Consider the following 8124-nt stretch of genomic DNA (forward strand, 5'->3'; position numbering starts at 1 on the left):
AAATTGAGGAACATAGATTTCAATGGCATCCCAGACAATTCTTGAACTTTGGCCCGCTAGTGACTTAGAGGAAGTTCAAACTATCATCCGTACAGTTTACAAACAAGTTTTAGGCAACCCTCATGTCATGGAGAGTGAGCGGTTGGTGAGAGCAGAATCACAATTGTGCGATCGCTCCATCACTGTGCGGGAATTTGTTCGCGCCGTTGCCAAGTCTGATTTTTATCGTACCCGCTACTTTGAGTCTTGCGCTCCCTACCGTTTTGTAGAACTTAACTTTCTGCACTTGCTTGGTCGCGCACCCCAGGATCAAAGAGAAGTTTCCGAGCATATTGTTCGCACTGTCGCCGAGGGCTACGATGCTGAAATTGATTCTTACATCGATAGCAGTGAATATCAAGCAGCCTTTGGCGAAAACGTAGTACCTTACGATCGCGGTAAAAGCAGCGAAGCCAACTTCAAGCAAGTGGGCTACAACCGGATATTTGCTCTCGATCGCGGCCCTGCTCAAATTGACAGTTCAGTTAAAACTGCCCAATTGGTTTATGCAGTTGCAACCAACAGTGCCAATACCATTAAAGCCTCTTCGGCAACTGTGATTGGTTCTGGCACCGAAAAACGGTTCAAAATCGTAGTGACGGGTTCCAAATTCGACAGCCCCCGCCGCATCAGTACGACTGAGTACATTGTTCCAGCTAGTAAAATGACCCCGCAAATTCAGAGGATTCATCGTACTTCTGGCAAAATCGTCAGTATTACTGAAATTGTGTAACCTTTAACAAGGTGGGCATTGCCCACCAAGACGATTAACTTTTTTAATTTGCAATTTTTCAAAAAATCACACGAAAATCCTAAATTTAGGAGGCATTAACATGGCACTTTGGATAGAAGCTGAGTCCTTTGAATTACGCCCCAACAACGCCACCGAGAATGATCTGCAAGCCGCGATTCGAGCAGTGTATCGGCAAGTTTTGGGCAATGCTCATGTATTTGAAAACCAACGGCTTACCAGTGCAGAGTCTCAATTGCGGAATGGTGACATTACTGTTACTGGCTTCGTCAGAGCCGTGGCTCAATCCGATCTATACCGTTCGCTGTTTTTTGAAACTTCCTCTCCCTATCGTTTTATCGAATTAAACTTCAAACATTTGCTCGGTCGCGCCCCCCAAGATCAGTCTGAAGTGGCAGAACATGTGCAAATTTACAACACTCAGGGCTACGCAGCAGAAATAAACTCCTACATTGACAGCGACGAATATATCAGGAGTTTTGGCGACAATATTGTACCCTCTGCCCGTGGTAATCGTACCCAAACTGGGGTCAAGAATGTCGGTTTTAACCGTACCTTCGCATTGATGCGGGGATTTGCTGCCAATGATTTGGGCAAATCAGCAAAATTGATTAGCGACATTGGCGTTAACCTGGCGACCAAAATTGTTTCCCCAGCAGGTGGTTCCGGTGCTATCAGCAATACAGGGAAGCGGTTCCGCGTCGCTGTCTCCAAAGCCAATTTTGGTGTTCGGGTGACTAAAAGCATGGCAACCTTTGACGTGGGATACAACCAGCTAGCCCAAAAAATTCAGAGCATTCAGAAAACAGGAGGCAAGATTCTTAGTATCACAGAAATAGCTTAACGCTACCAATGGAGAATTTTCCAGCCCTAAAATTTTGTATATGGATGATCTGTAAGGGGAAATTGGGAGATTCTCCAATCCAAAAGCAAATAGCTAAAAACACAAACCAAAGAGTTGATGAATATTACAGAGTTTGTTGCAAATTCTATTGGGCGTTGGCGATCGCAACGCAGTGCCCATCATTTAGCATTTAGTCACTTTGAAGCCGTACAGTCTGAGATAGATATCATTGCTCTCCCAGATAACGATCCGGCAGTAATTGACTTGTGTAAAGCCTATAACATTGATCCTCAAACAGTTGTGTCTCCCTTTCGGATGAGTTGGGAAGGCCAATCAGACTGGGATGAAAATGAAATCAAAGGTAGTTGCGTCCTAGTTCCTATCCCCGATCCAACTCATCCCCATCGTGGTAAACTTCTGCGCGATCAAGGCTATGCTGAAACGATCGCAGCGGCTGGCGATTATTACTTAACAGAAGACAGCACATTCGTACTAGTCACCGCCTACGATCGCGCCGCCGCCGAAGAAAAGATATGGTTTGTCAATCCCAATGTCCGTTGTCGGGTTTCTCTAATTAAAACCAGCGCTGGTACAGGAGTTGTCACCGCCTCTTTTTCTTCCGAAATCCGCCAGAATATTCACAAATAAACTAGATCCAAAAATGGCTCTCTAGATATTTCTAGTCATATATATACAACGTCAGAGCGTAAGTCTCAATATGAATTGACCACGTTAGTTTCGTTATGTCATTAGTTTTTTAATAGACACTTTTGCCATATGTTAAAGTCATAATTTTGAATTTTGCAGAAACTGCGGTCTTGGGCAAATCCCAAGAAAAGCAACTTTAGTAGGACTTACGCACGGGTAACGGAAAACGAACCACAGAGGGCGCAGAGGTCACGGAGGAATGAGAGTTTGAGAGTGTTTTTGCGTAAGTCCTATTTAGAAAACAAATTCTGTATTGTTTATTTATCCTCATCTACTTATGAATTCTTCACCACCACATATCCGCGACAGTACATCGAATCATTTAATCACCCTAGCTCGTTGGATGTCAGGGGATTTCAGCAATTATAAACAGGCATTTGAAAATCCTAAAGATTACGCCCATATTCACGTATTATTTCGTCCATTACCGTTTGAATTCTTCTCAGGAATCGGGCTTTATTCAGAACAGGTTTATGACTATGATTTGTGGAGACCTTATAGACAGGGAGTACATCGCTTAGTAGATCGTGGCGATGAGATTTATATCGAAAACTACAGTTTAAAAAATGCCCTTTACTATGCTGGTGCAGCCCGTGAGTTAAGCATTCTTAAAACCATCACCCCAGATTGTATCGCACGCAGATATAACTGCTCGATGATTTTCAAACGGGAGGGAGATAGATTTATAGGTGCTGTTGAGCCTGGAAACTTGTGCTTAATTGAGAAAAATGGCTGCCAGACTTATCTCGATAGTTACGTCGAAATCACACAAACTACTTGGGTAAGCCTAGATAGAGGGCTGGATGTCAATACAAACGAGCAGGTTTGGGGATCTAGCTTTGGGGCTTTGCGGTTTGAAAAGCGGGAGGGTTTCGCCCATGAAGTCCCAAATATCCTATGATCTTTCCCTGCCTAATCTGGACATTAAAGCAAATATGCTACCCCCAGAAGCGCAGAAAAAAATGCAGTGCTGGATTCGCAGCAGGCATTTAATTTGTTCAGGTCATTTCTTTGTTTTTGAAACCGTAGATTATAGTGCTATTGAGCGTTTTTCCCAATGTGTGGGAGCGTTAGGAGGTACTATTATTTCGGTTGACCCAAGTAATAAAATTTGGATGGGCGCTCATCGTCAAGTGATTTTGTATCAAGCAAGAGCCAGTTTGCATACACCTTGCCACAATTTGAAACAATATTGGATAAAATATGGAGGCTTTCGCAGCCGATTTGATGAGCAGGCTTAAAGTCAGTAAATCGCAAAGTTTTCTTCAAAAGCGATCGCCAATCACAGATAGGCTGAGATAAAGCGGTTTTTGTCAATTAGTTAAAATACTCAGAATAGTTTTACGGTTTCTCATGCTGTGGCTGGACGGGGTAAATGGCTAAAAAGCATATAGAACTTAGAAAGAAGAAGTACTTCAAACTTAGTTCACAAATAGCTCAGTTAGATAATGCACAATTGCGTTATCTGTTTGACAATAGTGAGTCGAATGAGTCAAGCACGGGTTGGGGGATGAATCACACCATTGTCCTTGGGAAATCCAAGGTCTTTGTGAAACGTGTTCCGGTTACAAACATCGAATTTGACAACCTGTTCTCCACCAGAAACATTTATAACTTACCGACTTACTGTAATTACGGCTTCGGTTCCACTGGTTTTGGGGTCTTCCGGGAACTTGTAACCCATATCAAGACAACCAACTGGGTATTGTCAGGGGCAATTGCCACCTTCCCACTGATGTACCATTATCGGATTATTCCCTTCTCTGGGCAGCGTGCAGATGTCGATAGGTCACGTCTAAAAAGTTACGTAGAGTACTGGGGTAATAGTACCAACGCCGGAAATTATGTGTTAGATAGAGCGAACGCCAACTATGAGTTGCTTTTGTTTCTAGAGTACATACCGCATGTTCTGGAAACATGGCTGTTCTTAAACCCCAACAAACTTCAGAAACCCCTGGATGATTTACGCACAACGATTAACTTTTTGAGAACGAAGGGAATCATCCACTTTGATGCACATTTTCGCAACATCCTCACCGACGGTAAGCGGATATATTTGACCGATTTTGGTTTGGTACTAGACAAGAGTTTTACGTTGACTACAGATGAAGAGTTTTTCTTTAAGCAGAACACATTTTACGACTATGGAGAAGTCCTGCGGAATCTTGGTCATCTTATTCAATCATCGTATGATTTATGTTCGGATAACGATAAACACAAGATTATGGAAAAATATAGTATAAAAGAAGGCTTAAAACCCTATGAAGTGCGGTCTATATTACTTGACAACATCGAGCAGATACATGCTGATGGGGTGATGAAGTTAGATGAGTTTTATGTTGCCAGCATCGTCAAGTACCGCAGCATCATTGCGTTGATGCAAGACTTCTTTTCTGATATGTGGGAAAATAACAACAAGGACACAAAACTTCCTCACGCAGAACTACGTCTGCTGCTTAAAGAGACAGGCTTTCTTCTTGGTGTTGGAACCCACGTTAGATAGCTGTTATCACTGGATAAAAATATACATATTTTGGGTATTTGGTCAACTAGCAAAACTGCGATTCTTGGAAATAGTGGAAATCCTGCATCTGGCTGCATTATTTATGTTTTTAAAATATAAAAATATTCGTGCTATTTGAGCAGTGTTGTATGGACGAGAATGAAAAACGAATCCTTGACTCATGGCAGATGAATGCTTTGTTATGGACACAAGCAATTCGTAATAAACAAATTTATAGTCGTGCGATCGCCACATATGCCGCTATAGTCAAAGCAGTAAGCCAACTTAATCCAAAAACATTCTTAGATATTGGATGCGGTGAGGGATGGTTGTCTCGACAGCTTTTTTCTTTAGGATTTGATGGCTGGGGTGTTGATTTTTGTGCCGATCTCATTGAGGCAGCAAGACATAGTGGTGATTCTCGCTTTGTTGTCTGTTTGTACTCGGATCTTGCATCACAAAGATTTAGCACCATCAACTATTTCTCTTGCTTTATTTGCAACTTTTCAATTCTAGGCGAATGCGCTCTTGATAAGATTGCCAAGGCAGGCGATAATTTGTTAGAGGATAAAGGCAAAATAATCATTCAAACGCTTCATCCGATAATTGCTTGCGGTGACTCTATATACTCCAATGAGTGGCGCAAAACTTCATGGCAAGCAATTGCAGATCAGCCATTTTACCCTACTCCTTGGTATTTTAGAACTCTCGAATCATGGATCAACCAGTTTCATGCTTTGAATTACCGATTGCTAAATTTATACGAGCCGTGTGATCCCAAGACAAACAAACCGATTTCAATTATTTTTATCTTTGAGCGAAAGTAAAGTATTTAGACATATTTGCTCTTTACGGCTATCTACCTTTCTTGGCAAACTACTACAAATTGCAAATGCTTCATGCAACTGTCAGATTCCCTTGACAACTTACTAAAAACTTTATCTTATTGCATACACTAAACAGGTTAGCAAAAGCATAATACAAAAGTGTATGATAATGTAGATAACTGCGTGCCCTTGTTTTATATTAACTAGTTTACAGTATCAACGAAAGTCGTGCTTTTAATCTACATAATCCGTTAGTATTTGCTCTTCAGTAGTGTGCTCTGAAACTATTGGGCGGCTACCATCTATCTCTAGAGTATCCTGAACTTGCAAATTACTCTTAGTGATTGGACGTTGACCGTCTATGTCAAGAATCTCCTCAACATTTAAATCACTAGGGTCAATTGGACGCTTACCGTCTACATTTAGCATCTCATGTTCTTGAAAAGCGCTCTTAGCAATCGGGCGTTGCCCATCTATATTAATTGTTTTATCATAATCGTTTTCATTCTTACCAATTGGGCGCTGACCATCTATATTAATTGTTTCTTTTATTTCAAAATTACTTGGATCGACTGGACGCTGACCATCTATATTAATTGTTTTTTTTGTCTGTATCAGTTCATTAGATGACGAAGACATATCAGTTTCATTCTCTATCTCCTGCCGATCCAAATTATTATTACTACTAACTTCGTTTGTGTTATTCATGTTTGCTATCGTGATTATAAGACTATTTATCTACTACCAACATGACCTTAAAAATTGTTTATCTCTAAGCAAGATACGCTAAACATTAGGTAAATAGCAGAGAAATTATGATTTCTCTAACAATTCCCTTGTCTACATATAATACTGAAGTAGGAACAGAAAATCCTCTATCACAGCACAGAATACATCTATTACTTGAGAGGTATTTTTTATTTCTCAGCACTGATAAATTTCTCAGAGATACTTGTGCGCGGCTGGGCATTGAACGGGTTAGTATTCACAGTTTCCGCAGCAGGTGCTTGGCTAACCGGGAGCAAGTTGATGCAAATCATTTCTCAAAAGCTTGACAAACATCCTCTAATGCTTTTTGTCCTCAGCTAAGTCAATCTAGGAGTAGGGGAAACGCACCTTATTTACTAATAAAAACTAAGAGAGATTTCAAAATGACATAGATAATTGTAAAAATGCATAAAATGATAAAGAAAATAAATGAAGTATTCTCAAAAAACATGAATTACCTTATCTGAAGCTGAATAATTATTTATTGATACTAAAATAGCTCAAGATTCGAGTTTATAAAACTATGTTCATCTAGAGGAAAAGTGAAATTTTTCCTAAATATTCAAATTTAATTTCTGATATATTAGTTTATGTTAATGCTAAAACTCTTGCTAAATAATTGTTATCCAGTCCAGCGAGAAACTGTTTATTTTTTATTCCACGTTTGACACGTTTCTCTTGACCTAAAAGATTAACTGCAATATGTCTAAGAATTGCAAAATTCTGTGGAGCATTATCTTTCCTAATCCGACAGTCATCTTCCTTCAAGGCGACATCCAATATCCAATGTAATGAATTCTCAATTCCCCAATGACTACGAATAGAATTACCAAACTGTTTAGCATTTGACTCAAGGCTACTGATAAAATAATGGGTTTCAACCGTTGTTTCACCATCTATCGTGTGATGGAATTCCATTTGGAAGTTCTAAAAATCTTTTTAACCACTCATACTTCGCACAGCCATACGTCTCGATTGCCGTCCAACCATCCGCTCCACAAATCACAGCACATACAGCAATGGTCATGATATCAATTAAATTGTGTCGTTTAGTGCGGTCAATTCGTGGGTCTTCTATTCCCCAAAAATGGTCAGCAATCGTGATTTTTGGTTTGAGCTTCATTTTAGGAGCTGGGAGAATGTAATTCTTCTTTGTGATAAATGTGAGAATACCATGTTCTCTGACAGGCAGCCGTCCTGACTTTTCACGCCATCATAAGTTCACTTTGAAGAGTTTTCGATGGCGTAACCGCCCAACGCGCTAGCGAGCGCATAAATTGAGTTTTTCTTTGCGCTGGTTTTCTCGTGATTCCTAGTCATTAATCTAAAACTATTGAGAATCAGACTGTGAGAAAACCTACGCTATTTAGTGGAGAACTGACTGTGAAAATTTAGGCAGCCGTCGGCTGCCTCTAACTCCCCCTCGCAATGATTATCATTTTCAAGGTGAGTGGGATTTAATTTCCTCAAAGCCTTATTTAGTTTGAGTCTTGGTGTATTTCATCCTGATTCAGGCTCGTCAATATTTAGATGCGTTTGCCCTGCTTTCTGCATCCGTCGAATATGAACACTGGCACAATTGAAGATACTAAGCTAATCGGCATTTAAATTGCAACATAGCCACTATTACCCTTGTTTTTTATCTTTCGATGCCATTTAATAACTAACTCACCCTGATTTAATA

9 protein-coding genes and 1 pseudogene are annotated in these 8124 nt (G+C 40.3%); 7 read left to right on the forward strand and 3 right to left on the reverse strand.

What is annotated here, in order from left to right; translation table 11 throughout:
* Positions 1 to 22: 22 nt before the first annotated feature.
* From V7K25_RS09700 to V7K25_RS09730, 7 genes are all read left to right on the forward strand, one after another.
* A complete protein-coding gene (locus V7K25_RS09700; RefSeq protein ID WP_335157326.1) occupies positions 23 to 772 on the forward strand; it encodes a phycobilisome rod-core linker polypeptide in 750 nt (249 codons plus the stop codon).
* Positions 773 to 872: 100 nt separating this feature from the next.
* Entirely contained in the window at positions 873 to 1634 is a 762-nt protein-coding gene (locus V7K25_RS09705; protein WP_335157328.1) for a phycobilisome rod-core linker polypeptide, read from the forward strand.
* Positions 1635 to 1751: 117 nt separating this feature from the next.
* On the forward strand, positions 1752 to 2282 hold the full coding sequence (locus V7K25_RS09710; protein WP_335157330.1) for a phycobiliprotein lyase: 531 nt from the start codon (positions 1752 to 1754) through the stop codon (positions 2280 to 2282).
* A 337-nt stretch (positions 2283 to 2619) separates the two neighbouring features.
* A complete protein-coding gene (locus tag V7K25_RS09715) occupies positions 2620 to 3243 on the forward strand; it encodes a chromophore lyase CpcT/CpeT (RefSeq protein ID WP_335157332.1) in 624 nt (207 codons plus the stop codon).
* The gene (locus V7K25_RS09720) at positions 3221 to 3583 is read left to right on the forward strand and encodes a CpeR family transcriptional regulator (protein WP_335157334.1); all 363 of its coding nucleotides are present in this window, start codon (positions 3221 to 3223) and stop codon (positions 3581 to 3583) included. The genes V7K25_RS09715 and V7K25_RS09720 overlap by 23 nt, the downstream gene beginning before the upstream one ends.
* A 134-nt stretch (positions 3584 to 3717) precedes the next feature.
* Positions 3718 to 4845: a hypothetical protein gene (locus V7K25_RS09725; protein ID WP_335157336.1), complete on the forward strand. Its 1128-nt coding sequence runs from the start codon at positions 3718 to 3720 to the stop codon at positions 4843 to 4845.
* A 149-nt stretch (positions 4846 to 4994) separates the two neighbouring features.
* Positions 4995 to 5672: a class I SAM-dependent methyltransferase gene (locus V7K25_RS09730; RefSeq protein WP_335157338.1), complete on the forward strand. Its 678-nt coding sequence runs from the start codon at positions 4995 to 4997 to the stop codon at positions 5670 to 5672.
* 234 nt (positions 5673 to 5906) lie between these two features.
* Here V7K25_RS09730 and V7K25_RS09735 read toward each other — a convergent pair whose 3' ends face one another.
* From V7K25_RS09735 to V7K25_RS09745, 3 genes and pseudogenes are all read right to left on the reverse strand, one after another.
* Positions 5907 to 6380, reverse strand: a complete 474-nt coding sequence (locus V7K25_RS09735; protein ID WP_335157340.1) for a hypothetical protein — start codon at positions 6378 to 6380, stop codon at positions 5907 to 5909.
* A 209-nt stretch (positions 6381 to 6589) separates the two neighbouring features.
* Positions 6590 to 6712 (reverse strand): hypothetical protein, encoded by a 123-nt coding sequence (locus tag V7K25_RS09740; protein ID WP_335157342.1) that lies wholly within the window; start codon positions 6710 to 6712, stop codon positions 6590 to 6592.
* A gap of 316 nt (positions 6713 to 7028) precedes the next feature.
* Positions 7029 to 7563 (reverse strand): annotated as a pseudogene (locus tag V7K25_RS09745) (ISAs1 family transposase).
* Positions 7564 to 8124 lie beyond the last annotated feature (561 nt).

Origin of the sequence: Nostoc sp., assembly GCF_036919495.1 — a bacterium.
Classification (GTDB): domain Bacteria; phylum Cyanobacteriota; class Cyanobacteriia; order Cyanobacteriales; family Nostocaceae; genus Nostoc.

Bases quoted from the DNA above. Each gene is read 5' to 3' on its own strand.
- V7K25_RS09740 (WP_335157342.1), bottom strand. From the start codon at position 6,712: ATGATTTGCATCAACTTGCTCCCGGTTAGCCAAGCACCTGCTGCGGAA.
- V7K25_RS09700 (WP_335157326.1), top strand. From the start codon at position 23: ATGGCATCCCAGACAATTCTTGAACTTTGGCCCGCTAGTGACTTAGAG.
- V7K25_RS09735 (WP_335157340.1), bottom strand. From the start codon at position 6,380: ATGAATAACACAAACGAAGTTAGTAGTAATAATAATTTGGATCGGCAG.
- V7K25_RS09720 (WP_335157334.1), top strand. From the start codon at position 3,221: ATGAAGTCCCAAATATCCTATGATCTTTCCCTGCCTAATCTGGACATT.
- V7K25_RS09705 (WP_335157328.1), top strand. From the start codon at position 873: ATGGCACTTTGGATAGAAGCTGAGTCCTTTGAATTACGCCCCAACAAC.
- V7K25_RS09710 (WP_335157330.1), top strand. From the start codon at position 1,752: ATGAATATTACAGAGTTTGTTGCAAATTCTATTGGGCGTTGGCGATCG.
- V7K25_RS09730 (WP_335157338.1), top strand. From the start codon at position 4,995: ATGGACGAGAATGAAAAACGAATCCTTGACTCATGGCAGATGAATGCT.
- V7K25_RS09725 (WP_335157336.1), top strand. From the start codon at position 3,718: ATGGCTAAAAAGCATATAGAACTTAGAAAGAAGAAGTACTTCAAACTT.
- V7K25_RS09715 (WP_335157332.1), top strand. From the start codon at position 2,620: ATGAATTCTTCACCACCACATATCCGCGACAGTACATCGAATCATTTA.